22 protein-coding genes and 2 tRNA genes are annotated in these 25,957 nt (G+C 67.6%); 7 read left to right on the plus strand and 17 right to left on the minus strand.

What is annotated here, in order from left to right; genetic code table 11:
* Nucleotides 1–228 precede the first annotated feature (228 nt).
* The 10 genes from LDO14_RS14745 to LDO14_RS14790 form a co-directional block, all read right to left on the minus strand.
* Nucleotides 229–1,332: a winged helix DNA-binding domain-containing protein gene (locus LDO14_RS14745; RefSeq protein ID WP_018769089.1), complete on the minus strand. Its 1,104-nt coding sequence runs from the start codon at nt 1,330–1,332 to the stop codon at nt 229–231.
* Between the two features lie 106 nt (nt 1,333–1,438).
* Nucleotides 1,439–2,506, minus strand: coding sequence for a UDP-N-acetylmuramate dehydrogenase (locus tag LDO14_RS14750; protein WP_144600775.1), 1,068 nt, complete (start codon nt 2,504–2,506; stop codon nt 1,439–1,441).
* A gap of 22 nt (nt 2,507–2,528) precedes the next feature.
* A complete protein-coding gene (locus tag LDO14_RS14755; protein ID WP_223992310.1) occupies nt 2,529–3,803 on the minus strand; it encodes an MFS transporter in 1,275 nt (424 codons plus the stop codon).
* A gap of 48 nt (nt 3,804–3,851) precedes the next feature.
* Entirely contained in the window at nt 3,852–4,289 is a 438-nt protein-coding gene (locus LDO14_RS14760) for a MaoC family dehydratase (protein ID WP_018769086.1), read from the minus strand.
* 2 nt (nt 4,290–4,291) lie between these two features.
* Nucleotides 4,292–4,753 (minus strand): MaoC family dehydratase N-terminal domain-containing protein, encoded by a 462-nt coding sequence (locus LDO14_RS14765; protein ID WP_223992311.1) that lies wholly within the window; start codon nt 4,751–4,753, stop codon nt 4,292–4,294.
* Between the two features lie 66 nt (nt 4,754–4,819).
* Nucleotides 4,820–5,044, minus strand: a complete 225-nt coding sequence (locus LDO14_RS14770; RefSeq protein ID WP_018769084.1) for a DUF3188 domain-containing protein — start codon at nt 5,042–5,044, stop codon at nt 4,820–4,822.
* Nucleotides 5,045–5,079: 35 nt separating this feature from the next.
* On the minus strand, nt 5,080–6,039 hold the full coding sequence (locus LDO14_RS14775) for a DUF2797 domain-containing protein (protein WP_223992315.1): 960 nt from the start codon (nt 6,037–6,039) through the stop codon (nt 5,080–5,082).
* 27 nt (nt 6,040–6,066) lie between these two features.
* Nucleotides 6,067–6,930, minus strand: coding sequence for a CoA ester lyase (locus tag LDO14_RS14780; RefSeq protein ID WP_134163680.1), 864 nt, complete (start codon nt 6,928–6,930; stop codon nt 6,067–6,069).
* 168 nt (nt 6,931–7,098) lie between these two features.
* A complete protein-coding gene (locus tag LDO14_RS14785; RefSeq protein ID WP_223992322.1) occupies nt 7,099–8,040 on the minus strand; it encodes an aldo/keto reductase in 942 nt (313 codons plus the stop codon).
* 31 nt (nt 8,041–8,071) lie between these two features.
* Entirely contained in the window at nt 8,072–9,784 is a 1,713-nt protein-coding gene (locus LDO14_RS14790) for a glycoside hydrolase family 13 protein (RefSeq protein WP_223992333.1), read from the minus strand.
* A gap of 96 nt (nt 9,785–9,880) precedes the next feature.
* On the opposite strand from LDO14_RS14790, the gene LDO14_RS14795 reads away from it, so the two are divergent.
* On the plus strand, nt 9,881–11,098 hold the full coding sequence (locus LDO14_RS14795) for an ROK family transcriptional regulator (protein WP_223992335.1): 1,218 nt from the start codon (nt 9,881–9,883) through the stop codon (nt 11,096–11,098).
* Between the two features lie 31 nt (nt 11,099–11,129).
* Here the strand turns inward: LDO14_RS14795 and LDO14_RS14800 are convergent, their stop codons facing one another.
* The gene (locus tag LDO14_RS14800) at nt 11,130–11,786 is read right to left on the minus strand and encodes an SDR family oxidoreductase (protein WP_018769078.1); all 657 of its coding nucleotides are present in this window, start codon (nt 11,784–11,786) and stop codon (nt 11,130–11,132) included.
* A gap of 105 nt (nt 11,787–11,891) precedes the next feature.
* Between LDO14_RS14800 and LDO14_RS14805 the strand changes: the two genes are divergently transcribed.
* The 5 genes from LDO14_RS14805 to LDO14_RS14825 are packed head-to-tail and all read left to right on the plus strand — an operon-like array spanning nt 11,892 to nt 19,967.
* Nucleotides 11,892–15,599, plus strand: a complete 3,708-nt coding sequence (locus LDO14_RS14805; RefSeq protein ID WP_223992336.1) for a nitrate reductase subunit alpha — start codon at nt 11,892–11,894, stop codon at nt 15,597–15,599.
* Nucleotides 15,599–17,293 carry a nitrate reductase subunit beta gene (gene narH, locus LDO14_RS14810; protein ID WP_043424889.1) on the plus strand — a complete coding sequence of 565 codons (1,695 nt, stop codon included), beginning with the start codon at nt 15,599–15,601 and terminating at the stop codon, nt 17,291–17,293. The genes LDO14_RS14805 and narH overlap by 1 nt, the downstream gene beginning before the upstream one ends.
* Nucleotides 17,290–17,910 carry a nitrate reductase molybdenum cofactor assembly chaperone gene (gene narJ / locus LDO14_RS14815; protein ID WP_223992337.1) on the plus strand — a complete coding sequence of 207 codons (621 nt, stop codon included), beginning with the start codon at nt 17,290–17,292 and terminating at the stop codon, nt 17,908–17,910. Before narH ends, narJ begins: the two co-directional genes overlap by 4 nt.
* 2 nt (nt 17,911–17,912) lie before the next feature.
* On the plus strand, nt 17,913–18,710 hold the full coding sequence (gene narI / locus LDO14_RS14820) for a respiratory nitrate reductase subunit gamma (RefSeq protein ID WP_223992338.1): 798 nt from the start codon (nt 17,913–17,915) through the stop codon (nt 18,708–18,710).
* 45 nt (nt 18,711–18,755) lie between these two features.
* Nucleotides 18,756–19,967 (plus strand): MFS transporter, encoded by a 1,212-nt coding sequence (locus LDO14_RS14825; protein WP_223995262.1) that lies wholly within the window; start codon nt 18,756–18,758, stop codon nt 19,965–19,967.
* On the opposite strand, the gene LDO14_RS14830 is transcribed toward LDO14_RS14825, so the two are convergent.
* The 6 genes from LDO14_RS14830 to LDO14_RS14855 all read right to left on the minus strand — a co-directional run bounded on the left by LDO14_RS14830 (nt 19,952) and on the right by LDO14_RS14855 (nt 25,132).
* Nucleotides 19,952–20,506 carry a dihydrofolate reductase family protein gene (locus tag LDO14_RS14830; RefSeq protein WP_223992339.1) on the minus strand — a complete coding sequence of 185 codons (555 nt, stop codon included), beginning with the start codon at nt 20,504–20,506 and terminating at the stop codon, nt 19,952–19,954. The two genes, LDO14_RS14825 and LDO14_RS14830, sit on opposite strands and share 16 nt — an antisense overlap.
* Nucleotides 20,507–20,644: 138 nt before the next feature.
* A complete protein-coding gene (gene yidC / locus LDO14_RS14835; protein ID WP_223992340.1) occupies nt 20,645–21,433 on the minus strand; it encodes a membrane protein insertase YidC in 789 nt (262 codons plus the stop codon).
* Between the two features lie 91 nt (nt 21,434–21,524).
* A tRNA-Met gene (locus LDO14_RS14840) sits at nt 21,525–21,598 on the minus strand.
* A 60-nt stretch (nt 21,599–21,658) separates the two neighbouring features.
* A tRNA-Thr gene (locus LDO14_RS14845) sits at nt 21,659–21,730 on the minus strand.
* Between the two features lie 295 nt (nt 21,731–22,025).
* Nucleotides 22,026–24,083 carry a DEAD/DEAH box helicase gene (locus LDO14_RS14850; protein ID WP_223992341.1) on the minus strand — a complete coding sequence of 686 codons (2,058 nt, stop codon included), beginning with the start codon at nt 24,081–24,083 and terminating at the stop codon, nt 22,026–22,028.
* A gap of 395 nt (nt 24,084–24,478) precedes the next feature.
* Nucleotides 24,479–25,132, minus strand: coding sequence for an MOSC domain-containing protein (locus tag LDO14_RS14855; protein ID WP_223992343.1), 654 nt, complete (start codon nt 25,130–25,132; stop codon nt 24,479–24,481).
* A gap of 181 nt (nt 25,133–25,313) precedes the next feature.
* Here LDO14_RS14855 and LDO14_RS14860 point away from each other — a divergent pair, with 181 nt between their 5' ends.
* Nucleotides 25,314–25,955 (plus strand): Tat pathway signal protein, encoded by a 642-nt coding sequence (locus LDO14_RS14860; RefSeq protein ID WP_223992345.1) that lies wholly within the window; start codon nt 25,314–25,316, stop codon nt 25,953–25,955.
* The last annotated feature ends 2 nt before the right edge of the window (nt 25,956–25,957 follow it).

Raw genomic sequence — 25,957 nt, forward strand, 5'->3', positions numbered from 1 at the left:
CGGTCATCCAGCCCGGCAGCGGCCAGCTGTGCGGTGGAGGCAACGGCTCCTTCAGGCCAGCGATCGTGAACCAGGGCACGTACTGTCTCGGCTTTCATCGTTCAAGCGTCGCTGGCGTGCAGGCATGGTGACAGCCGCCCCCACCGCCATGTGGATTGTCGGTAGCCTGAGCGGCCCTTGCCCGCAATACCGTTGCTGCCCAGCACCGGTTATGCGGGGCAGCACCGCTCACGTGGCAAGGAACGTTAGATACCGCCGGGCGGCCCTGGTGAGGGCTGCCTGGGCTGCCGGCCCCAGCTGCCGGGTCTCGTCGAAGAGTTCGGGCACGACGGCGGCACTGCTGCCCGTGCCCTGGAGCGCCCAGGTGCCCACCACCTTCCCCGCCGCAACCACCGTCTTCTTGAAGACTCCGTTGCCGCCGGGAACTATCAGGTCCGAATGCTCCGGCGCCAGGACGGGAGTCCGGTCCGTGTAGCCGAGGACGAACTCATCGAACCCGGGCAGCAGGTGAAGGGAGCGGCCACCGGGAACACCGGAATCCAGGAGGGACGCCACCTCCGGTGAGAGCCAGTAGCTGGTGCCATCGATGTCCAGCTCCACCAGTTGGCCCTGCACGTGCTGGAACGCGGCGCGCACCTCGGTCAGCGGCAGCTGGGTCCACCAGGCAAAGTCGCGCACGGTGGCCGGGCCATGGCTCCGGAAGTACCGAACCATGAACTCACCGATGGCCTCCTCGCGCCCGGGAAGGCGTGACGCCGGAATCCACTCGTCGAAAGCCGCGATCAGCTGCTGGTTACCCGAAAGCGGCCCCGGAACCAGCCAGCCGTGCCGGCACAGCGTACCCAGGAGATGGATGCCGCGCTGGCCCTGCGTTGGCTGGCCGCCGGCGTCGAAAACCTTGAACAGCCCGGAACGGCTGACGGGACCATCGGCCAAGATGCGGTCCAGCGCCAGGTCGCGCGCCTTCTCAACATCAGCCCAGGCAATCTCCAGCTGCCGGTGCCTGGCCGCAATGCTCCGGGTAAGCCGCTCGGCGGTGAGGTCCAGCATCCAGCGCAGGTCCTCGGGGGCAACCAGGTGCAGCGTTCCACGCATGGGCCACGACCGGACCACACTCCCGGAATCGATGGCAGTGCGGACGTCGGCGATCCCCGCACCGGGTACCCGGACCCCCACTGCCCACAGCGCCGCCGGCAGGTCCTGCGCCTGCATGGCGGTCATCCACCGGACCAGTTCCGGTACTGAGGCGGCACCGTCCCCGGTGAGGCGCTGCGACACCAGCCGGAGCCTGCCGATCATCCTGTGGTCGCGCACGGAACCAGATGCAGCCATGCGCCCATCCTAGGCCGGGGACTGCGGTGGCGGGATGCCTACAGTTCCAGCGCGCCTACAGTTCCGGGATGCCTACAGTTCCAGCGCGCCTACAGTTCCGGGATGCCTACAGTTCCAGGCCGATGAGCAGCGGCTCCGGGTGCAGCTGGATGCCAAAGCGGCGTTCGACGCCGGCCCGCACCTCCCGCGCCACAGCCACCATGTCGGCGGCGCTGGCTGAGCCGCGGTTGGTGATGGCCAGGGTGTGCTTGGTGGACAGTGAGGCGCGGCCACCGGCCACGCCATCCGGTTCCAGGCCAAAGCCCTTGCCGAACCCAGACTGGTCGATCAACCACGCGGCAGAAAGTTTCACCAGGCCGTCCTGGCCTGCCGGATACCGCGGCGCTGCTTCGGGCAGCGTGTCCGCGACAGCGGCCGGGACGATGGGGTTGGTGAAGAAGGAACCCGTGGAATACGTATCACGGTCGGCGGCGTCCCACACCATGCCCTTGGAGGCACGCAGCCGGAGCACTTCACGGCGGACGTCGTTGGCGTAGGCGCGCTTGCCCACCTCCACCCCGAGGGATCGGGCCAGTTCGGCGTAGCGGATGGGGGCGCTCATCCGTCCCAGCGGCAACTGGAATTCCACAGTGAGCACCACGTACCGGGGCGAGCCGTTGACGGTGGTCTGCTTGAGGATGGAATCCCGGTAGCCGAACTTCAGTTCGGAGTTGGTGAAGGTCTGCACAGCGTTGCGTTCCCGGTCCCAGGTGCGCACGGCGGCAATGGTCTGCGAGACCTCAGAGCCGTACGCCCCCACGTTCTGGACCGGCGTGGCACCCGTTGAGCCGGGGATCCCGGACAATGCCTCAATCCCGGACCACGCGTGGCGGACGGCGTGCTCCACGAGCTTGTCCCAGTTATGGCCGGCCTGGACCACCACTGCCACGCCACCGCACGAGTCCTCGGCGTTGACCGTGAACCCCTCCGAGGCGATCCTGACAACGGTCCCGGGGAACCCGTCGTCGGACACCAGGAGGTTGGACCCGCCGCTGATGATCAGGACCTGCTCGCCGGCCGCGTCCGCGGACCGGACGGCGTCGATGATCTCTGCCTCGGTCCGGGCCTCAATGAACTTGCCGGCGGGGCCGCCGACGGCGGACGTGGTCAGGGAGGAAAGCAGGGTGGGAGTCACCCATCAACAATACTAGGGAAACCTAGGCGGGCTTCCGGGCCACCGGGGACAGCAAGAAGCTCACGGCCAGCATCACCACCACGGCAAGGAGTGAGTGCAGGATGCCCACGTGTTCGGCCAGCAGGCCCAGCAGCGGCGGCCCGCACAGGAACGCCCCGTAGCCGATGGTGGACACCACCGATACCCGGGCCGCTGCCTTCGCGGGATCGTCGGCTGCTGCGGACATGCCCACCGGGAAGCCCAGGGACGCACCCAGGCCCCACGCGGCGAGGCCAACATAGGCGAGCCACGGCGCCGGAGCGAACACGAAGACGGCCAGGCCCAGGACAGCCATCGCAGCGCACCAGCGCATGACGGGTACCCGCCCAAACCGGTCCAGCAACGGCGTCCCGGCGAACCGGCCGATGGTCATGAACGTGACAAACAGGCCGTATCCGGCGGCGCCGGCGGCATCGCTCTGGCCGTGGCCGTCCGCCAGGGCCAGGGCCACCCAGTCCCCCGCGGCGCCTTCGGCAAGGGCGAGGCCGAGCACCAGGACGCCCAGCAGCAGTGTCCGGCGGTCCCGCCACGCCTGCGCGATCTTGCGCTTGTTGTCCAGCGGCGCCTCCGCCGTGCTCCCGGCGCGGATCAGGGGGATGGGGCCCGTGATGGGGTCTTCGAAGTTGTCCGGGGAGTAGGTGCGCTCCCCCGCCACCGGGGTGACGTCGGCGCGGAACCAGGACGCCGCCGTCGCCACCGACACGGCCACCACGGCCCCCGCCGCCGCAAGGTGCCAGAACACTGGCAGGGACACTGCCGCCGCAGCGGCACCAAGCCCCGCACCCGCCACCGTGCCAAGGCTGAAGGCACCGTGGAGCCGGGGCATGATGTGCCGGCCCACTGCACGTTCCACGGCTGCGCCTTCCACATTGGACGCGGTGTTCCAGCTCCCCGTCCCCAGGCCGATGATGGCCAGGCCCATGGCCGTTGCCACCGGGCTTGCCAGCACGGTTGTGCCAAAACCGGCGGTCAGCAGCCCGGCCCCCACCATGATGCTGCCGGTGCGGATGGTCCGTTTGGACCCCAACCGCAGGACGATCAGCCCGGACGCCGAGACAGAGGCGAACGAGCCCAGCGTCATGCACAGCAGGATCACGCCGATGTTGCCCGGGCTCAGGTCCAGCGCGTCCCGGATGGCGGGCAGCCGGGACACCCAGGAGGCGAACGCCAGGCCGCTGGCGCCATAGGCCACCACGACGGCGTTGCGCCAGTGGGCGACCTGGGCGGCGGTAGCCCCGGTTTTGGGAGCGGAGGTCAACGGGTGCTGCTCATGATCACCAAGCGCGCATCAGGACAGCTTGACGCATCAGGACAGCTTGACGAGGGCCTGGGCCTTCATCAGGACCTTCTGCCCTGCGGAGACAACGGTGAGGTCAACGCGGGCGGTGCGTGCATCGGCGTCGAGCTTTCCGATGGTGCCGCTGACTTCGATGGTGGCGCCGGGCTGGTCCGTTCCGGTGGTGTCCGCGACCAGGACCGGCTTGGTGAAGCGGGTCTGGAAATCGACGACGGCGGCGGGGTCGCCTGCCCAGTCGGTCACCAGCTGGACGGCTGAGCCCATGGTGAACATGCCGTGTGCGATGACGCCCGGCAGCTCCACGCTGGTGGCAAAGGCCTCGTTCCAGTGGATGGGGTTGAAGTCGCCGGAGGCACCGGCGTACTTGACCAGGTCCGTGCGGGTGACCTCGATGGTGCGGCTGCCGATTTCCTGGCCGGCGCTGAGTTCATTGAAGCTGGGGCTCATGGTTACTGTCCCTCTCCGCGGACCAGGATGGATGACGTGGTGGTGGTGACCGGTTCCCGTGAATCGTCGGAACCGAGGGCGAAGATCTCCGAGCGGGTGGTGATCATGGCACCGCCGCCCATGGCCCGGACGCCGTCGACATGCAGTTCCGCGACGAGGCGGTCCCCGGCAATGATGGGCCGGTGGTGGGTGAAGCGCTGGTCCGCGTGGACCACGCGGGAGAAGTCGATGCCGGATTCCGGATCCTCGATGAGCTGGGCGTCGGCCCGCTGGGCGATGATGATCGCGAAGGTGGGCGGCGCCACCAGGTCCGTGTGGCCCAGCGCCTCGGCGGCGTCGACGTCGAAATGCGCGGGGTGGGTGGCCTTCACAGCGCGGGCGAACTCGCGGATTTTCTCGCGGCCAACGTCGTACACCTCTGCGGCAGGGTAGCTTCGGCCCTGCAGATCCGGATTGATAGTCATGGATTCCAGCCTATCGCCCGCGTGTTGGCGGGCAGAAAAGGCCCGCCGCAACCGTTACGGCGGGCGCTACCGGCGCAGGTTCTTCCGGATGGCCTGGCCGCGGACCACGATGCCCACGACGTGCAGGACAAGGCCCAGTCCGATCAGCGGCAGGGAGGCCCAGGCCAGCGTTTGGTTGCCGCCGGTGTTGCCGATGATGTTCAGAATGATGCCGACGGCGATCAGTCCCATCGCGCTGAAGACCAGGACTTTGTAACGGGTTGGCGCGGTGGCCCAGAATTCGTTCAGCACCGTGCAAGTCTACCCGCCGGGCCTGCCGGATCCCGCTAGAACAGGGATTCCTGCACCGCCGGGACCTCCGAGGCGTAGCCGCCCAGGATGATGGTCCGGGCGGCGAATTGGGAGAGGTTGACCACGAACGCGGCGTCCGTTCCATCCAGCCGGGCCAGAGCATTTGCCCCGCTCAGGGCAGTGACCGTGAAGCCGTGCTGCCCCTGGTCCAGCGCGTGCGGGTAGGCATGGCGTTGGGCGGGCCCGTAGAGGGCTTCAGCGTGCGCCGGCCTCGCCCACTGCTCCTCCACAGTTACAAAACCGTCGACGGCGGTGCGTGCCAGCAGTGTGCGCACCTCGCCGGCCGCGCGGGCGTTGGCGGCCTGCAGGTCCCGTTCCGGGAGCGGCTGCAGGAGGGCGTCCGCTTTGGCTGCGGACCGCACCTGCTGCGTCAGGCCCACCTCGGCTGTCACCAGGTCCTCCAGGATCCGCACCACCCGGCCGTCCCGGGCCCGGGCAACATAAGCGGCCGCAGCGGCCCCCTGCTCCGCGAGCCTGTTCCACTTCCGCGGGCCGGAGGCCGTTCCCACCTTGGTGGCACCGCCCGCGAACGTGGCAATGTACAGCCAGTGTTCCTGCATCAGGTAGTCACGGAGGCCCGGAGTGACCCTGCCGCCCCGGTGGAAGTCGTGCATGAGCCGGGACTCGTCCAGCACAAAGCACCGCTCGCACTGCTTTCCCCGCAGGGCCGGGGCAGCGGAGGCGCAGAGGACGTGGCTCCGCGAGGTTGCCGACTGGACCCGGATGTGGCCCAGGCAGGACCTGCCCGGTTCCACCACCTCGAAGCCGAGGCGCCGGCCGGGGCTGAGGCTGAGCTGACGGAAGTCCCCCTCCGGTGACTGGAGGCGCAAGACCGCGCCGCCGCCGTCGTCCGCGGCCCTGGAGCCCTCCGGCGCCCTGGAACCCTCCGGCGCATCCCAAAAGACCCCGTGGACCAGATAGCGGGTATCGGTCACGGGGTCTCCTGAAGTGGCGGGTGGGTGTTACAGCGCGGGCTGCACCCCGAAGGCTACGGCGAGCTTCATGATCTTCTCGGCGCGGCCAAGGCGGGGTAGGTCGGAGCCGTCACGGATGACGCGGCCGTTGGCTTCGAAGTCGTTCATGAAGTCGGTGGCCCACGCGACGTCCGACGGCGTGGGGCTGATGACCTCGTTGATGACCGGCGTCTGGTCAATGGCCAGGCACAGCTTGCCGGTCATGCCCATCATCACGGTGATGCCGGTCTGCTCGCGCAGGATGGGGTGGTTGGTGCCGACGGTGGGGCCGTCAATGGGGCCCGGCAAGTTGCCCACCCGGCTGGCGACCACGAGCTTGGCCCGCGGGTAGGCCATGGCCTCCGGGGTGGCGGCCATGCCGGTGTCGCGGCGGAAGTCGCCGGAACCGAAGGCCAGGCGGAACGCACCCTGGGCCTTGGCGATATGGTTGGCTTCCTCGATGCCCAGGGCGGATTCCACCAACGGGATCACGGGGGTCTTGCCGTCCATGCGGTGGAAGCTCTCGGTGACCTGGTCCGCGGATTCGGTCTTGGCGAGCATGACGCCCAGCAGGCCCGGGGTGCCGCGCAGCCCGGCAAGGTCATCAGCCCAGAACGGGCTGGTGGCGTCATTGATCCTCACCCAGGCCTTGCCGCCGCCGGTCAGCCAGTCGATCACGTTGGCGCGGGCCTGGTCCTTCTGGGACGGGTCCACCGCATCTTCAATATCCAGGATGATCGAATCGGCGCGTGAAACGGCCGACTGGTCGAACAGCTCCGGCTTCATGGCATTGACCAGCAGCCAGGAACGGGCGATCTCTGCGGGGATATTGCGTTCCGGCCTAACAGTTTCGGCGGCGATGGTAGACGTCATGCTTTCTACAGTATCCGCCCCGCAAGCGGCAAGGCGAAGAAATCGGCCAGCTTGTGAGGATCAATACGAACTAAACGGGATATGACCGTGTCTCCGGTTAAATGCGGGCAGCAGAAAGGGCCGTTGTGACCTGCACAACGGCCCTTGCTGCTGCCCGGCCGGGAAGGGTCAGGGGATGTTGCTCCCGCGAGCCGTGACCCAGAGTTTGTACCAGTCGGCGCGGGTGAGGGCCTGCGCCACCCGGGCTGCGTCGCCGCAGGCCCGGATGCGGTCCGGGTTGACCGTCCCGATGACCGGCGCGATTCCGGCCGGGTGCTTCATCAGCCAGCCCAGCAGGACACCCTCGCCGGAGGTGCCGTACTCCCCCGCAAGCCCCGCCACGAGTTCCGCCGTTGCCGCATCGGCTGAGGTGGGACTGTCCGGTTCGGCGCCGGTGTAGACGCCGCGGGCCAGGGCACCGTACGCCTGCAGGGTGATGTTGTTCCGGGTGCAATACTCAAGCGTCCCGTGCGGGAAGCTGTAGTCCAGGTGCTCCGGGTGGTTAACCAGGACCTGGCTTTCCAGCCATGCCCGCTTGAGCAGGCTCATTTCCAGCTGGTTGGCAACCACCGGGGTCTCCAGCCGGTCCTGCAGCGCCTCGATCTGCGCTGCGGACATGTTGGACACGCCCAGTTGCCGGACCTTGCCTTCGTCCATGAGCTGCCCGACGGCGGAGGCCACCTCCGCGGGGTCCGCCAGGGGGTCCGGGCGGTGCAGCAGGAGGATGTCCACGTAGTCCGTCCGGAGCCGTTCCAGGCTGCCGTTGACCCGTTCCAGGATGGCGTCCCGGCTCAGGTCGTAGTGGGTCTGAAGGCCGCGTTCGTTCAGCCGGATGCCGCATTTGGTCTGCAGCCGGATCCCTTCCCGCAGACCTGGAGTGGCGGCCATGACCTCGCCGAACACCGCCTCGGACTTGCCGCTGCGGTAGATGTCCGCGTGGTCGAACAGGGTGATCCCGGCGTCCAGGGCGGCATGGACGGCAGCGGCGGCCTGGTCCACATGGTGGCTGCCATGTGGTTCGTCAGACCAGCTGCCGCCCAGTCCCATGCATCCGTAGATGACCTCCTGCATCAGGGCCGCCCACGCCGGCGGTTCACGCCCATCAGCGCAACCACGCGGTGGTGTTGGCCGGCAGCTTGCCGTCCTCCAGCGGGCCGCTGCTGACCAGCACCTTGCCGGCCGGAAGGTCGACGGCGGTGTTCCCGAAGTTGGTCACGGACTGCCACCCGTTGGGGCGCTTGAAGTGCAGGACGTCCGGGTTGCCGTTGTCAACCCATTCGAGGTCCTCGTCCGTCTGCAGTTCACGGCGGAGCTTCAGGGCCTCGCGGTAGAGCTCCAGGGTGGAACCTTCGGTGCCGTCCTGGGCCTCCACGGCGTACTTGCTGAACCAATCCGGCTGCGGCAGGTGGGAGCCGCCGTCGCCGAAGCCGAAGGAGGTGCCTTCCACCTTCCAGGGCAGCGGCACGCGGCAGCCGTCGCGGCCAATCTCCACGCCCTTGTTGCGATAGAAGGACGGGTCCTGCCGTTCCGATTCGGGAATCTCGGCCACTTCCTGCAGGCCCAGTTCCTCGCCCTGGTACAGGTACGCGGAGCCGGGAACGGCGAGCATCAGGAGGGTGGCGGCCCGCGCACGGCGCTCGCCCAGTTCAACGTCCAGCTGGTCCTTGGGGCCGCCGGCCAGCAGCCAGTCCTTGCCGTCCTGGCCCTTGGCGCCGGCCTTTTCCTTGGCCACCTGCGGCAGCCCGTAGCGGGTGGCGTGCCGTACCACGTCGTGGTTGGAGAACACCCACGTGGAGGAGGCGCCGGTGGCGGCAGCCTCGGCCAGGTTGCGGGTGATGATCTCCTTGAACTCGGCGGCGTCGAAGTCGGCCTGCAGCAGGTCGAAGTTGAACGCCTGGCCCAGGCCCTGGGGGCTGGCATAGCGGGCACGCCTGGTGGCGTGCACCCAGGCTTCGGCGACGGCGGTGCGCGGCGGGTTGTACTCGTTGAACACCGCGCGCCATTCGGCGTAGATCTCGTGCACTTCGTCGCGGTCCCAGAACGGGTGCGTCCCGTCGTCGAATCCGTCCACTCCGGTGTTGGCGGCGCTCAGTTCCAGCTTGGAGAGCAGCGGCTCGGTGAGGTCCTTGGTGAGGGCGTGGGCAACGTCGACGCGGAAACCGTCCACGCCGCGGTCGGACCAGAACCGCAGCGTCTTCAGGAAGTCATCCCGGATTTCGCGGTTGGACCAGTTCAGGTCCGGCTGCTCCTTGGCGAAGATGTGCATGTACCACTGGCCCGGGGTGCCGTCCGGTTCGGTGATGCGCTCCCAGGCGGGGCCGCCGAACACAGAGTCCCAGTCCGACGGCGGGAACTCGCCGTTGGGGCCCTTGCCGTCACGGAAGATGTAGCGGTCGCGGGCCGGCGAACCCTTCGGCGAGGCCAGCGCTTCCTGGAACCACTTGTGCCGGTTGGAGGAGTGGTTGGGGACAATGTCCGCAATCAGCTTGATGCCGGCTTCGTGGAGGGCCTTGGCCATCTCGTCGAAGTCGTCCAGGGTGCCCAGCTTGGGATCCACGTCGCGGTAGTCGTCAACGTCGTAGCCGCCGTCGGCGAGCGCGGAGGGGTAGAACGGGCTCAGCCAGACGGCGTCGATGCCCAGCGACTTCAGGTACGGGACCTTGGCGGTGATGCCCTTCAGGTCACCGATGCCGTCGCCGTTGGAATCGGCAAAGCTGCGCGGGTAGATCTGGTATACGGAGGCCTGGCGCCACCAGTTGGGGTCGGCCGGACGGTCGGAGTCGGACAGGGTTGCCAGCGTGGCAGTGGTGGACAAGGGGTGGTCCTTTTCTTTGCAGCAGGTACATTTATATTGAATCTAAATTTACTTTCCCAAGTATTATCTGGTGCTTTGCTCAGGAAGGTCAACAGCATGCCTGAACTGGTTCCGGCGACTCCCCAGTTGCTGCGGCGGGTCAGTGCCGGCGCGGTCCTCGAATTCCTCCGCGCCTCGGCCGCGGTGACCGTCACGGACGTCATGGCCGCCACGGGCCTGACCCGCGCCACCACCATCGCCGTCTGCGAGGACCTGGTCCGGCGCGGCTGGGTCCTGGAGCGGGAAAACCAGCGCGAATTCGGCGGGTACCACAAGGGCCGCCCCGCCCGCCGGTTCGAACTCAACGAGCGCGCAGGCGTGGTCCTGGGCATGGACATCGGCTATTCAAAGGTCATCGTGGTGGTTTCCGACCTCCGGGGCAAGACATTGGGACGGTCCAGCCGGCCTTTCCAGGCGGGAGACGTCGGTTCCCGGGAACGCATAGCCTTCATCGACGGCGTAGCCCAGGCGGCCCTGCGGTCCGCAGGAACGGAGCCCGGCCGGGTACTGGCCGTCTGCGCCGGAGTTGCCGCACCCGTGGACCGGCACGGGCAGGTGGTGGCCACGCAGAAGTTCTGGGGGCTGTTCGACCTGGGACTGGGGGCGGCCCTCAAGGAAACCCGGGGCTGGACGGTGCTGCTGGAAAACGACGCCAACCTTGCGGCCCTGGGCGAACGCTGGCAGGGGGCGGCCGCGGGAATTGACGACGTGGTGGTGATCCTGGCCAGCGAACGGCTGGGTTCGGGCATCGTGGAGGGCGGCCGGCTGGTCCACGGAACGCGGGGCAGCGCCGGGGAGCTGGCGTACCTGGACCTGGTGGAAGGCGTGGGCGACACCTACGGCATCGCCCACCTGGCGCGGACCTGGGCCGCCGAAGCCCTGGCCACCCCGGTCCCCACCGCCCTCCGCTCCGTCCCCCACGGGCGGTTGGAAGCTGAGCAGGTCTTTGCGGCGGCGGAACAGGGCGACGCCGTGGCTCTTGGCATCATGGACCGGCTGGCGGACAGGATGGCACGGGTGGTGGGAACCGTAGCCACCCTGCTCAATCCGGAGCTGGTGGTGATCGGCGGCGGGGTGGCCGATTCCGCGGGCGTACTCCTTGCACCCATCAGCGAGCGCCTGAAAGACTTCACCGCCACCCCCGCGCGGGTGGCGGTCTCCCCGCTGGGCGACTCAATCGTCACGGTGGGTGCCGTGCGCTGCGCCCTGGACTACGTGGAGCAGAATTCCCTGGACCTGGACCTGGAGCTGGCCGCGCCGGTCGCCCCGGCATAACCGAGGCCACGCGCCCCTTGCCCGCCGGGGTCTACGCGCCCGGTTCCAGGGCCGCTGCCACCGGCAGCGTGCCGTCGCGGAACTCGATGGTCCGGCCTGCGGTCTGGGGCAGGTCCAGCACCGCCGCGGCCACGATCGCCGTGTTGGCACGTGACGTGTCACGGTCCCCATCCGGCGACGGGTCCACGTCGATCAGCCCGGTCCCCGGCTTGTCGGTCAGTGCCCCGGGCCCCAGGATGGTCCACGCCAGCCCGCTGCCGCGCAGGTACTCGTCAGCGGCCGCCTTGGCTTCGGCGTAGGCGAAGAAACTGTTGTCTTCCGGCACTCCGTGGTCCTTGCCCGCACCGAAGTAGGACACCATCACGTACCGGTCCACCCCTGCCTGGGCCGCCGCATCCATGGAGCGGATGGCAGCGTCCCTGTCCACCGCGTAGGTGCGGCCGGGGTTGCCGCCGCCAGCCCCGGCGGACCAGACCACGGCGTCATGCCCGGCCAAGGCATCGGCGATGGCCGCCGTCGTGGCATTTTCCACGTCCAGGACCGACGGCGTGGCGCCAGTGGCGGCGACGTCGTCCGCATGGTCCGGATTGCGGATGAACGAGGTGACGGAGTGGCCCTCGCCGGTGAGGAGCTGGGACAGGAGGAGGGCCACTTTCCCGTGGCCGCCGATGATGGCGATGCGTGTCATGCACCCATTCTGCCCGCCCCGGGAGGGATTCGGAGCAGCCATGGTCCACGGAACAGGGCCTTTGTGCCCTGTTCCGCGTTTCCGGCTCCCGCCTAGCTTGGGGGCATGGCTGCCGGACCCCGTGCGGGGTTAGATGGACCCGCATCAGAAGCAATGTTGAAGCTGGGCCGTTTCTTTACCCGGTGGGACCAGACCGACGACGGCAGGGCCGTCTTCCGGGAGGGGGGCCGCAAGGGCGACATCTTCTACCGCGACCGGTGGAGCCACGACAAGGTGGTCCGCTCCACCCACGGGGTGAACTGCACCGGTTCCTGCTCCTGGAAGGTGTACGTCAAGGACGGCATCATCACCTGGGAATCCCAGCAGACCGACTACCCGTCGGTGGGCCCTGACAGTCCCGAATACGAACCGAGAGGCTGCCCGCGCGGGGCAGCCTTTTCGTGGTACACCTACTCCCCCACCCGGGTCCGCTTTCCCTACGCACGCGGTGTACTGGTGGAGATGTACCGGGAAGGGAAGGCACGCCTGGGCGACCCGGTCCTGGCCTTCGCCGAGATAGCGGCCGACCCGGACAAGCGCCGGCGCTACCAGCAGGCCCGCGGCAAGGGGGGCCTGGTCCGGGTCTCCTGGCAGGAAGCGATCGAGATTGCCGCCGCCGCCCACGTGAACACCATCAAGACCTACGGCCCGGACCGCTGCGCCGGCTTCTCGCCCATCCCCGCGATGTCAATGGTTTCGCACGCCGTGGGAACGCGCTTCATCCAGCTGATCGGCGGGGTGATGACGTCCTTCTACGACTGGTACGCTGACCTGCCTGTCGCCAGCCCGCAGGTGTTCGGGGACCAGACCGACGTTCCCGAGTCCGGTGACTGGTGGGACGCGCGCTACCTCATGATGTGGGGATCGAACGTCCCGGTCACCCGAACTCCGGACGCGCACTGGATGGCCGAGGTGCGGTACCGCGGCACCAAGGTGGTCACGGTCAGCCCGGACTATGCGGACAACACCAAGTTCGCGGACGAATGGCTTCCCGCCCAGGCGGGAACGGACGCTGCCCTGGCGATGGCGATGGGGCACGTCATGCTGAAGGAATTCTTCGTGGACCGGGACGTGCCGTTCTTCACCGACTACGTGAAGCAGTACACGGACCTTCCGTTCCTGGTCCGGCTGGTGAGGAATGACGACGGCGCGCTGACGCCGTCAAAATTCCTCACTGCGCGTGACATCCCGGCGGAGTCCGGGGCAGAGGACGCTGCGTTCCGCACCGTCCTGTTCGACAAGAAGGCCGGCCGTCCGGCCGTCCCCAACGGGTCCCTGGGCTTCCGCTACTCCGGCAGCGGCGAGGGCAAGTGGAACCTGGACCTCGAGGGGATGGAACCGGCGCTGTCGCTGCGGGAGGTCTCGGGAGAAAGCGCCGAGGTCCTGCTCCCGTGCTTCGAGCAGGCGGACGGCACCGGCAGCGTGCTCCGCCGCGGCGTGCCCGTCATCGAGGTGGAAGGCCAGCTGGCCACCACGGTGTTCGACCTCATGCTCGCGCAGTACGGAGTGGGCCGCGACGGGCTGCCCGGGGATTGGGCCGCCAGCTATGACGACGCCGCCACGCCCTACACCCCGGCATGGCAGGAGGAGATCACCTCCGTACCCGCCCAGGCCTGCATCCGGGTGGCCCGCGAGTTCGCCCGCAACGCCGAGCAGTCCAAGGGCCGGTCCATGATCATCATGGGCGCCGGCATCTGCCAGTGGTTCCACGGCGACACCACGTACCGGGCCATCCTGGCGCTGGTGATGCTGACCGGCTGCATGGGACGGAACGGGGGCGGCTGGGCGCACTACGTGGGGCAGGAAAAGACCCGCCCCATCACCGGCTGGGTCTCGCTGGCCAATGCCCTGGACTGGTCCAGGCCGCCGCGCACCATGATCGGCACCGGGTACTGGTACATGCACACGGACCAGTGGCGCCAGGACGGATATTCAGCGGATGCGCTGAAGTCCCCGTTGTCCACCGGCGCCCTGGACGGCCTGCACACCGCGGACGCCATCGCCCAGTCCGCGCGGCTTGGATGGATGCCGTTTTACCCGCAGTTCGACCGCAACCCCCTGGACCTCGCCGACGAGGCGGAGGCCGCCGTCGCCGCCGGAACCGCCAAGGACACCCCCAGCTATATCGCGGACGCACTCAAGAACCGGACACTGAACCCGGCCATCGAGGACGTGGACGCCCCGGAGAACTGGCCGCGCACGCTGGTCCTGTGGCGCTCCAACCTGTTCGGTTCCTCCGCCAAGGGCAATGAGTACTTCCTGCGGAACCTGCTGGGCACCCACAACAACGTCCTGGGCACGGATGCCGAGGGACTTAAACCCAAGGATGTGAAGTGGCACGAAAAGGCGCCGGAAGGAAAGCTGGACTTCCTGGTCTCCGCGGACTTCCGGATGACCTCCACCACGCTGCTCTCCGACGTCGTGTTCCCGGCCGCCACGTGGTACGAGAAGCACGACCTGTCCTCCACGGACATGCACCCGTTTGTGCACGCCTTCACCCCAGCAATCGACCCGCCGTGGGAAACCAAAACGGACTTCGAGATGTTCCACCTGCTGGCCCGGGAGTTCTCCCGGATGGCCAAGACCCATCTGGGCGTCCGCCGGGACCTGGTCAGCGTGCCGCTGCAGCACGACACCCCGGGCCAGCTGGCCCAGCCCGGGGGGATCGTGCGGGACTGGCGTGACACGGACATTCCCGCCGTACCGGGCCAGAACATGCCCGCCTTTTCGGTGGTGGAGCGGGACTACACGGCCATCGCGGACAAGCTCGCCGCCGTCGGGCCCCTGGCCGACAAGCTCGGTTTCACCGTCAAGAACGTCACGTACAAACTCGCCGGCCCGTTGGAGCGGCTCAGCCGTTCCAACGGCGTGATGCTCGGCGGCGCAGCGGACGGGCGGCCGGCGATCGACACCGACGCGAAAATGGCCGAGGCCATCCTGGCCTTCTCCGGCACCACCAACGGTGCGCTGTCCGTGCAGGGCTTCAAAGACCTCGAAGTCCGCACCGGAAGGAAGCTGGCGGACCTGTCCGAGGGCTCCGAGGAAAAGTTCATCACCTTCGCCCAGACCCAGGCCGGACCGGTCCCCGTGATCACGTCGCCGGAATGGTCAGGCTCCGAAACGGGCGGCCGGCGCTACGCCCCGTTCACCATCAACATCGAACGGCTCAAGCCCTTCCATACCCTGACGGGGCGGATGCATTTCTTCCTGGACCACGACTGGATCACGGACATCGGCGAGGGGCTGCCCATCTACCGGCCGCCGCTGGACATGCACCGGCTCTTCGGCGAACCCAAACTGGGCCGGAACGGGGAGCTGGAAGTGGTGGTCCGGTACCTGACGCCGCATTCCAAGTGGTCCATCCACTCCGAATACCAGGACAACCTGCTGATGCTCTCGCTCTCCCGCGGCGGCCCCACGGTCTGGATGAGCCCCGCCGACGCCGAGGCGATCCAGGTCAAGGACAACGACTGGGTGGAGTGCCTGAACATCAACGGGGTCCTGGTGGCCCGGGCGATCGTCAGCCACCGGATGCCGGCTGGCGTGGTCTACGTCCACCACGCACAGGAACGCACCATCGACGTACCGAAGTCCGAAGCCACGGGACGGCGCGGCGGCATCCACAACTCGGTGACCCGGCTGCTGGTCAAACCTTCGCACCTGATCGGCGGCTACGCCCAGCTGGCCTACGCGTTCAACTACCTCGGCCCCACCGGGAACCAGCGCGACATGGTTGCCACCGTCCGCCGTCGTTCCCAGGAGGTGCAGTACTGATGCGTGTCATGGCTCAAATGGGCATGGTCATGAACCTGGACAAATGCATCGGCTGCCACACCTGTTCCGTGACCTGCAAGCAGGCCTGGACCAACCGTGCGGGCACCGAGTACGTCTGGTTCAACAACGTGGAAACCCGGCCCGGGCAGGGGTATCCGCGCCGCTACGAGGACCAGGAGAGGTGGCACGGCGGCTGGGTGCTGAACAAGCGCGGCAAGCTGGTGCTGAAAGCCGGGGGCCGGGTGAAGAAGCTCCTGGGGATCTTCGCCAGCCCCGTCCAGCCCGAGCTCAAGGACTACTACGAGCCGTGGACCTACGATTACAAGACCCTCGTGGACGCGCCGCTGGGCGACGACTTCCCGGTGGCCCGGCCCAAGTCCCTGATCACCGGCAAAGACACGAAAATCACGTGGTCCGCGAACTGGGACGACGACCTGGGCGGCTCCACCGAAAACGGCCACCTGGACCCGATCGTGGAGAAGGTGCGGCGCGAGTCCGAGGACAAGATCAAGTTCGCCTACGAGCAGACGTTCATGTTCTACCTGCCGCGGATCTGCGAGCACTGCCTGAACCCGTCCTGCATGGCGTCCTGCCCCTCCGGCGCGATCTACAAGCGGGTGGAGGACGGGATTGTGCTGGTGGACCAGGACAAGTGCCGTGGCTGGCGGCAGTGCGTCACCGGCTGCCCGTACAAGAAGATCTACTTCAACCACAAGACGGGCAAGGCCGAGAAGTGCACCTTCTGCTATCCAAGGGTGGAGGTGGGGCTGCCGACGGTCTGTTCGGAGACCTGCGTGGGCCGGCTGCGGTACCTGGGGTTGTTCCTGTACGACGCCGACGCCGTCACCGCGGCGGCCGCGGTCACCGACCCCAAGGAACTCTACGACGCCCAGATGGACGTGCTGCTGGACCCGAACGACCCCGCCGTTCAGGCCGAGGCCCGCGCCCAGGGGATCCCCGAGGACTGGATCGACGCCGCGCGGCGCTCGCCGGTCTACGCCCTGGCCAAGGTCTACAAAGTGGCACTCCCGCTGCACCCCGAGTACCGCACCATGCCGATGGTCTGGTACGTGCCGCCGCTCTCACCCGTTGTGGACCTGCTGCGGGACCAGGGGCACGACGGCGAGGACCACGGCAATCTCTTTGGCGCCATTGATGCGCTGCGCATCCCGGTGGAGTATCTCGCGGAACTGTTCACCGCAGGCGATGCGGACCGGGTCACGGCCGTACTGAAGAAGCTGGCCGCCATGCGTTCCTACATGCGCGGCATCAGCCTCGGCAACGACCCGGACGACTCGATCCCCGAGGCCGTGGGCATGGACGGCCAGACCATGTACGAGATGTACCGGCTGATGGCCATTGCCAAATACGACGAACGGTACGTCATTCCCAAGGCGCACGTGGAGCAGGCCCACGACCTGGAGGAGATGGGCTGCTCGCTGGATTTCGACGGCGGCCCTGGCATGCAGGATTCGGCACCCTTCGGGGAGGCGAGCGGCAGGCCCGTCCCGGTGGCCGTGGACACCTTCCACGCCCTGCGCGACCGGCAGACAAGTGACGAGGTCTCCGCGGGGACGGGCCTGAAGGGCAGGGTGAACCTGCTGAACTGGGACGGCCGCGGGGCGCCGCCCGGCCTGTTCCCGGACAAGGGGCACGAAGCGGATACCCTCGACGCTGCGGAGGACCAGCCGTGAACCGCCACGACCAGGTGGTGTACCTGGCAGCGGCCTGGTGCCTGTCCTATCCCGATGAGGACCTGGTGCAGCGGGTTCCCCTGGTCCGGGCAGCGCTTTCCGAGTTTCCCGGGGCTTTGCCGGCATTTGCGCCGGTACTGGACCTTCTCGAGGCCACCCCGCCCATGGAACTGCAGGCCCAATATGTCCGCGAGTTCGATCTCGGCCGGCGGCACGCGCTGCATCTGAGCTACTGGACCGATGGCGACACCCGGCGCCGCGGTGAGGTGCTGGGCTTCTTCAAGGAGGCCTACCGGCACAGCGGCGCCCTGGTGGACCTGGACGGGGAACTTCCCGACTACCTGCCCATGGTGCTGGAATTCGCTGCCCGGGTGGATTCCGCGGCCGGACGCACCCTGCTGAAGCGTTACCGGGCCAGCTTGGAGATGCTTCGGCTGGGGCTGCTTCGGGACAACCTGCCGCATGCCACGATCCTGGCGGCCATCTGCGCCACCTTGCCCGGGAAGTCACCCCAGGACGAGAAGGAAGTGATGCGCATGGCCGGATACGGTCCACCCTCCGAAAGCGTGGGACTGGATCCCTACGATCCGCGGCTTTTGCCGGTCAGGAGGGCCTGACCATGCCCGTACTCAAGGCGTCCACCGTGGCGGAGCCGGGACCCGCCGTCGTACTCAACGCCTGGGATACCGTCCTGTGGGGCGTCCTGCCCTATGTCATGGTGGTGGTGCTGGTGGGCGGGCTGGTGTGGCGCTACCGGTACGACCAGTTCGGCTGGACCACCCGGTCCTCCCAGCTTTACGAATCCCGGCTCCTGAGGATCGCCTCCCCGCTTTTCCACTTCGGGCTGCTTGCGGTCATCGCCGGGCACTTCTTCGGCCTGGTGATCCCGATGGCCTGGACGGCGGCGGCGGGCATGAGCCAGGAGTTCTACCACTTCAACGCCCTGCTGGTGGGCGGCATCGCCGGGGTGGGAACGCTGGGCGGGATCGCGCTGCTGATCTACCGGCGGCGCACCACCGGCCCGGTCTTCATGGCGACCACCAGGAACGACAAGACCATGTACGTGGTGCTGACCGCGGCCATCGTCTTTGGCCTGTGGACCACCCTGGCCAGTGTGTTCGAGGGAGAACACGGGCACAACTACCGGGAAACGGTGGCGCCGTGGTTCCGGTCGCTGTTCATCTTCCAGCCGGACATCGCGGCGATGGCCGCTGCGCCGTTCACCTTCCACCTGCACACCTTGGTGGGCATGGCGCTGTTCGTCATCTGGCCGTTCACGCGCCTGGTGCACGCCTTCACGGCACCCCTGCACTATCTTTTCCGCCCGTACATCGTCTACCGCTCGCGGGACAGGGAAACGAAGGGCCGGGGCTGGTCCGCCGTTGGCACGCCGGACAGGGACACCCGCAACCGCTGACCGGCGGTGCGTTTGGATCATGGTGAGGAGCAGGAAGTGGCCGGAATGACCGCAGCGCCGGGCACCTGGAGGGCGCTGAACCTTGCGCTGGCGACGGCGGCATCCGTGGCAGGTTTCTGGGCATGGAACTCCGTGGCCACGCTGGGCGCCTTCTACGTCCAGAACCTGTCCCTGACGCCGGCCAGCACCGGGATCCTGGTGGCCATGCCGGTGTTCGTCGGTTCGCTGGGACGGATCGTGGTGGGCACGCTCACGGACAAGTACGGCGGCAGGGCCATGTTCACCTTCGTGCTCCTGGCCGCCATCCCTCCCCTCCTCCTGGTGTCGGTCGGCGGCCTCCTGAGTTCCTTCGCGCTGGTACTGGGGGCCGGGCTGCTGCTCGGCGTGGCAGGGACCGTTTTCGCCGTCGGGATCCCGTTCGTCAGCGCCTGGTACCAACCAGCCCGGCGCGGGTTCGCCACCGGTGTCTTCGGCGCCGGGATGGGCGGCACGGCGCTGGCGGCATTCCTGAATCCCCGGCTTGTGGCCGGGATCGGATACTTTCAGACGCACCTGCTGATCGCCGGCGTCCTGGCCGTGATGGCGGCGCTGGTGTGGTTCGCCATGAAGGAATCCCCGGATTGGGCGCCCAGCCACCTGCCGGTGCTGCCCAAACTCCTCGACGCTGCCAGGACGGCAGTCACCTGGAAGATGTGCTTCCTCTACGCCGTGGTCTTCGGCGGTTTCGTTTCCTTCGCCACCTACCTGCCCACCTATCTGCGGGACGTGTACAGTTTCGATCCCTCCGGCGCCGGCGCCCGGACCGCCGGGTTTGCCCTGGCCGCTGTCCTGGCCCGTCCGGTGGGCGGGGTCCTGGCTGACAAGCTGGGCCCGAAACCGGTAGTCCTCACCGCCCTTGCCGCCGTCGCGGTCCTGGGCTGGGTGGTGAACATGCGGCCCGACGGCGAAGTCCCCGCCGGTGCCACATTCGTTGCCATGGCGGCAGCGCTGGGTCTCGGAACGGGCGGCGTGTTTGCGTGGGTCGGCGTCCTGTCACTGGCGGGGAAGGTGGGCAGCATCAGCGGCATCGTGAGCGCCGCTGGCGGATTGGGCGGATACTTCCCCCCTCTGGTCATGGGCGCCACCTATGACGCAGCGACCCGCAGCTATTCGATCGGGCTGCTCCTGCTGGTGGGCACCGCGCTGGTGGCCCTGTTGTTCACCCTCTTCGCGGTCCAGCCCAGGACGGGTGCGCCGGCGGTTCAGAGGACTCCGTAGCGCAGGTACACCACGCCGTTTCCGAACGGGCGTTCCTCCAGCAGTTCCAGCCGGGCCTCCAGTCCGTCCGGCAGGAAGCGCAGGCCGCCGCCCACGGCAACCGGGGTGATGAAGAACTGGCATTCGTCCACCAGGCCGGCGTTGAGGGCGTGTGCCGCCAGCGTGGGGCCGCCGATGCTGATGTTCCTGTCCGTGCCGGCCTTCATGTCCCGCACCGTCTCCGGGCGGAACTGCCGCTCCAGCCTGGTGCGGGGCGTGGGAGCGATGGCCAGCGTCGTCGAGTACACCACCTTGTCCGCCCCCTGCCAGATCCGGGCATAGTCCTGGATCACCGAAGGATCCCCGGACGTGCCCATGGTTTCCCAGACAGACATCACCTGGTACATCCGCCGCCCCAGGAGGTAGGTGCCCACATCCCGCTCCAGGTCGTTGATGAAACCGTGGACCTCCACATCCGGCGCGGACCAGTTGAAGTTGCCGTCCTTGTCTGCCGTGTAGCCGTCGAGGGACATGATTGCGGAGTAGATCAGCTTCGCCATGGCCCCATTCTGCCGCCGGATATCAGGCCCGCATAGGTTTTCGGCGCTGCTTGCGGCATTCCTGGGCTTGTTCGCACATCCGTGCCTTCTACGCGGGTCATTGCGAACAAGGCTAGGACCGCAGCATCCGGCAAAGCCTTACTGCTGCCGCGACACCATGAACTGCTGGCCCAGCGTCCAGAGGTTGGAAACCGTCCAGTAGACCAGGACTCCGATGGGGAAGAAGATCCCGCCCACGCCGAAGACCACGGGCAGGACGTACAGCAGGACTTGCTGCTGGCGCATCAGGAGACTGTCGCTGTCCTGGCCGTCGATGGTCCGTGCGGCCACAAGTTTCTGCGTCAGGAATTGGCTGGCGATCATCACCAGGATCATGACGACGGCGAGCACAGCCACGGCGGCCGGGTCGCCTGCGCCGTGCAGCAGGGAGGCTGACAGAGGTGCCCCGAAGATGCTGGAGGAATCGAACTGGACCACCTGGTCGTGTCCCATCACGCCAATGCCTTCGCCCTGCCGCGAGGCGTTGGAAATTCCGGACAGCACCTGGAAAAGCGCCAGGAAGAACGGTGCCTGGATCAACAGCGGCAGGCATGCAGAGAACGGGTTGGTGCCGTGCTTTTTGTAGAGGGCCATCTGTTCCTGGGCCATGGCCTGCCGGGACGCAGGGTCTGTCCTGCCCTTGTACCTGTCCTGGAGCTCCTTCAGGTCCGGCTGCAGGAGCCGCATCCTGCGCTGGGCCCTCACCTGGGCCAGGAACACCGGGATTAGTGCTGCGCGGATGACCAGGACCAGCCCGATGATGGACAGCGTCCAGGTCCAGCCGCCCGCCGCCGGCATGCCCACGGCGGCCAGCCCGTCGTGGAAAGCCACCATGATGGCGGACACCAGCCACCGGAACGGCTCCATCACCGCCGTGAAAAAGTCCACCGATCCCCCGTCCGCCAATTGCTGCCAAGCTACTGCGGATCCGGGAAACAAGAAAGCCCCCGGGATCCATGGATCACGGGGGCTTAGCCTGTAGCGGTGGGGAGGCTCGATCTCCCGACCTCACGATTATGAGTCGTGCGCTCTAACCAACTGAGCTACACCGCCACGAATGAGAAAAACCTGCGTCAAGCCGGTCAAACCGCCTTGACGCAGGCCCTCATTCAGAGCCCCCCACCGGAATCGATCCGGTGACCTCGTTCTTACCAAGAACGCGCTCTACCACTGAGCTAGGGGGGCAACGAGTAAATACTCTACCGGAAGATTTACGCACCAACAAATCGGCGCCCGGAGCCCCTTCCGGACGGTCGGGCAAGTGCTTTTCCGGGCTGCGGAAGCGTGTTTTTCCGCGGAATTCCGGGGCTGGAGGGGTGATGGGAAGCAGGGCGGACGACGGCGGCAGGCACCTTCCCAGGGCCCCTCGCCACCGTGCCGGAGCCCGAATGTGGCGAGTCCCACACCCGTGCGGTTAAACGCCGATGGGCCGGCTCGAAAGCCGGCCCATCGCCGTCGTCAATTCCTCAACGCCGGGGGTTTACCACTTGCCCTTGCGGTTGAAATCGCGGTGGCCGCCCTCGCTGCCGCTGCGGGGCTTGCGGGAGCCGTCGCCGTGGCCGCCGAAGCGGGAGTCGCCCGACTGGCCGCGGTCGCTGAAGGAGCGCTCGCTGTACGAACGGCCGCCGCGGTCAGCGGAGGACCGCTCGCCGTCGTTCTTGCGGAATTCCTTCTTGAACCCGCCGTTGCCCTTGAAGTTGCCTCCCCGGTCGCCGCCGCGGCTGCCCTGGTAGGCGCCGCGGTCACCGGACGGCTTGCGGCCGTTGTCCAGTTCGAGGTGGATCAGCTCGCCGCCGATCCGCGTGCGGGACAGGGCCTTCAGCTGGTCGGGGCTCAGGTCCGCGGGCAGCTCTACCAGGGAGTGGTCCGAACGGATGTCGATGCCGCCGATCTGCGCGGAGGAGATGCCGCCTTCGTTGGCAATGGCGCCCACGATGGAGCCGGGCATGACGCGCTGGCGGCGTCCCACCGCGATCCGGTAGGTGGCATTGCCCTCGGTCAGCGCACGGGTCGGCCCACGGGAGCCGAAGCCGTCCTTGGAGCGCTCGCGCTTCTGGAATTCAGGAGCGGCAGGCAGTTCCTTGACCAGCAGCGGCTGGCCGCCCTGCGCCATCACGGCAAGGGCGGCAGCGATCTCTGCTGCGGGAACGTTGTGCTCCTCCTCGTAGGAGGCGATGAGGTCCCGGAACGCCGCGACGTCCTCGGAGGCGAGGGTCTCGGTGATGCGCTCGGCGAACTTGCCCAGGCGCAGCGTGTTGACGGTCTCGGCCGTGGGCAGGTGCATCTGCTCCACCGGCTGGCGGGTGGCCTTCTCGATGGAACGCAGCAGGTACTTCTCCCGCGGCGTCATGAACAGGATGGCGTCACCGGAACGGCCTGCACGGCCGGTACGGCCGATGCGGTGCACGTAGGACTCGGTGTCGTGCGGGATGTCGTAGTTGATGACGTGGCTGATGCGTTCCACGTCAAGGCCACGGGCGGCGACGTCGGTGGCCACCAGGATGTCGATGCGGCCTTCCTTCAGCGCGTCAACAGTGCGCTCGCGCTGCTGCTGCGGGATGTCACCGTTGATGGCGGCGGCCTGGAAACCGCGGGACTTCAGCTTGTCAGCAAGGTCCTCGGTGGCCATCTTGGTGCGCACGAAGGCGATGACGCCGTCGAAGTCTTCCACCTCGAGGATGCGGGTCATGGCGTCGAGCTTGTGCGGGCCCATGACCTGCAGGTACCGCTGGCGGGTGTTGGCACCGGTGGTGGTCTTGGACTTGACGGAGATCTCGGCGGGATCGTTCAGGTACTGCTTGGACATGCGGCGGATCTGGCTCGGCATGGTGGCGGAGAACAGTGCCACCTGGCGGTCCGACGGCGTCTGCTGGAAGATCTGCTCAACGTCCTCGGCGAAGCCCATGCGCAGCATCTCGTCGGCCTCGTCCAGCACCAGGTACTGGAGTTCGGACAGGTCAAGGGAACCCTTGGAGATGTGGTCGATCACGCGGCCGGGGGTACCAACAACCACCTGGGCGCCGCGGCGCAGGCCGGCCAGCTGGGGCCCGTAGGCGGAGCCGCCGTAGACGGGCAGGACGGTGAAGTCGTCGATGTGCTTGGCGTAGGAGGTGAAGGCCTCGGCCACCTGGAGGGCCAGCTCGCGGGTGGGTGCCAGGACCAGGGCCTGGGTCTTGCGGGACGGGCCGTTGAGGTCGTGGAGCTCGGCCAGCCGGGACAGTGCCGGTACTGCGAATGCTGCAGTCTTACCGGTGCCGGTCTGGGCGAGGCCCACGACGTCGCGGCCTTCAAGCAGCAGCGGGATGGTTGCTGCCTGGATGGGGGAAGGCTTTTCGTAGCCAACGTCCTGCAGGGCGGCCAGGACGCGGCCGTCGATGCCAAGGTCGGCGAACTTCACGGTGTTTTCTTCTGCCTCAGCGGCAGGGGCGTCCGCAGCGGCAGGAGCCTCGGCGGCGGGAGCGGTTGCGGGAGCCACGGCGGCGGGAGCCACGGGGGCATCCTCAACAACGGCGGTGGTTTCGTTCTGGTTTTCGGGCATAGGGGGATATTCCTCATCCATAGGGGGCCAGGCGGCACTACCCGAGGTGAGCGGAGCCGCAGTACGCGTGCCGATGATGCCGGGCAAACGTTGACCGGCCGGTCACAGAAGTCCGGCGCTTTCGCAATCCCGTGGCAGGACTTCGCGCTGCATCTCTTGGCTGCTATCCCAGCAGTCTGTACAGCGTTTTCTTTAGCCGGCTCTCCCTATGAAAATGCCCGCATCGCTTGTGCGGGCCCCAACACTTGCCAGTCCTGCCTCAAAAATTGGGCAGGAATAAGGGATTTCCGGAGTGGGGGATATTTCAAGTGTAAGGTACGGACGCCATTGACCGCCAATTCAATGCCCGACGACGGCGGTGAGCTTGCGCACACAGCCCGCCCTGGGCAGGGGTGCTACTGCCCCAGCCGCCGCAGCAGCAGCCCAAACTTGGTGTGGTATTCGTCCTGGAGCCGGATCTCGCCGTCGGACTCTGCACTGCGGAGCGCCTCGATGACCTCCGCGTCCGGCTCACTGAACCACTGGCCGATCGTGATGCCGTGGCGCGGCACGAAGGTCCGCTGGATGGGGTCGCCGGCGCGGATGCTGCCGGTGCGGATGACGCGCAGGTAGGTCCCCACCCGCCCCTCCTCGGTGAACCGCTTCACCCACTGCGGTTCCTTCATCCGGCGCTGGAACGTGGCGCAGGGGACGCGCGGGGAGGTGACCTCGAGTTCGACGTCGGCCCCCACCTTCCAGCGCTCCCCGATGACGGCGTGGGTGGCTTCGATGCCGGCCACCCGCAGGTTCTCACCAAACATGCCCGGCGGCAGTTCGCGTCCCAGGGTGCGCGCCCAGAAGTCGGCGTCGGCCTGGGAATAGGCGTAGACGGCCTGGTCCTCTCCGCCGTGGTGCACCCGGTTGGCCTGGATATCTCCGCGCAGGCCCAGCTTGTGGACCTTCACCGGGCCGTCCGCCGGGCGCTTGTCGATGGCCGTCACGCCAACGTTTCCCTGGTCCGCGATGAGCTGGTGGACGCGGCAGACAGCAAGGACAGAACCAGATTCCATGGCATCCAGTCTAGGGTTCCCCCGCGGCGGGCTCCCTGCGGCGCGGGGATGGGCAGTTCTCCCCTGCCGTCGAGCGCGGTTTTACTCGCAGCCGGCCTGCCCAGGGATTACGCTGATCCGAGGATTGCAATTGGGGGTGCAGCGCTGTGCCCAATTCACGTGGACAACTGAAGGGGACGCTGTGGATTCAAACACCATGGACCCGAACGAGGATCCCAGCAAGGAGCCGGACAACGCTTCCGAAGTGGAGCACGGCGCGTCCGGCCGGCCGCAACCGGGAACCGGCAGCAGCACCGCCAAGCCTCCGCCCTGGCAGGTCCCCAAGCCGGACCTGCGCCCCGAACTCCTCAATGAACCGGTCACACCTGTCGACCCGTTCGCGCGGGAGCGGGAAAAGCAGCTCAATGACGCGGCCGCACGGAAGAAGCGTTCCCAGCGGCGCACCGTGGTGGTGGGCCTGGGCGTGACAGCCCTCCTGGCCGGGACCATCACAGCCGTTGTGGCCAGCAATGAGGATGATCCCGAGTACGCGCAGGTGTGCTTCAACGACGAAACCGGCGAGCGCGTGGCGGACACCAACTGCGACAGTTCGGCGGGCCGCGGGGGCGGCATCTACGCCTGGTACTTCTACTCCCGCGGGGCAAGTGTTCCGCCCATTGGCCAGAACCGGTCCACCGCGCCCAACTACACGCGCACCGTCCCCAGCGGCGCAAAGGCCTCCACGGGGTACAGCAGCCAGGGCGGCACGGTCAGCCGCGGCGGTTTCGGCTCCAGCGCCAAGAGCGGCTCAAGCGGTGGCGGCGGCAAGGTCTCGGGGGGCTGACG

This window comes from Arthrobacter sp. NicSoilB11 (genome assembly GCF_019977375.1).
Lineage (GTDB): Bacteria > Actinomycetota > Actinomycetes > Actinomycetales > Micrococcaceae > Arthrobacter.

Coding starts and splice junctions, on each gene's coding strand:
- LDO14_RS14745 (WP_018769089.1), bottom strand. CDS start 1,332: ATGGCTGCATCTGGTTCCGTGCGCGACCACAGGATGATCGGCAGGCTC.
- LDO14_RS14760 (WP_018769086.1), bottom strand. CDS start 4,289: ATGAGCCCCAGCTTCAATGAACTCAGCGCCGGCCAGGAAATCGGCAGC.
- LDO14_RS14765 (WP_223992311.1), bottom strand. CDS start 4,753: ATGACTATCAATCCGGATCTGCAGGGCCGAAGCTACCCTGCCGCAGAG.
- LDO14_RS14780 (WP_134163680.1), bottom strand. CDS start 6,930: ATGACGTCTACCATCGCCGCCGAAACTGTTAGGCCGGAACGCAATATC.
- LDO14_RS14785 (WP_223992322.1), bottom strand. CDS start 8,040: ATGCAGGAGGTCATCTACGGATGCATGGGACTGGGCGGCAGCTGGTCT.
- LDO14_RS14795 (WP_223992335.1), top strand. CDS start 9,881: ATGCCTGAACTGGTTCCGGCGACTCCCCAGTTGCTGCGGCGGGTCAGT.
- LDO14_RS14800 (WP_018769078.1), bottom strand. CDS start 11,786: ATGACACGCATCGCCATCATCGGCGGCCACGGGAAAGTGGCCCTCCTC.
- LDO14_RS14805 (WP_223992336.1), top strand. CDS start 11,892: ATGGCTGCCGGACCCCGTGCGGGGTTAGATGGACCCGCATCAGAAGCA.
- narH (WP_043424889.1), top strand. CDS start 15,599: ATGCGTGTCATGGCTCAAATGGGCATGGTCATGAACCTGGACAAATGC.
- narI (WP_223992338.1), top strand. CDS start 17,913: ATGCCCGTACTCAAGGCGTCCACCGTGGCGGAGCCGGGACCCGCCGTC.
- LDO14_RS14825 (WP_223995262.1), top strand. CDS start 18,756: ATGACCGCAGCGCCGGGCACCTGGAGGGCGCTGAACCTTGCGCTGGCG.
- LDO14_RS14830 (WP_223992339.1), bottom strand. CDS start 20,506: ATGGCGAAGCTGATCTACTCCGCAATCATGTCCCTCGACGGCTACACG.
- LDO14_RS14850 (WP_223992341.1), bottom strand. CDS start 24,083: ATGCCCGAAAACCAGAACGAAACCACCGCCGTTGTTGAGGATGCCCCC.
- LDO14_RS14855 (WP_223992343.1), bottom strand. CDS start 25,132: ATGGAATCTGGTTCTGTCCTTGCTGTCTGCCGCGTCCACCAGCTCATC.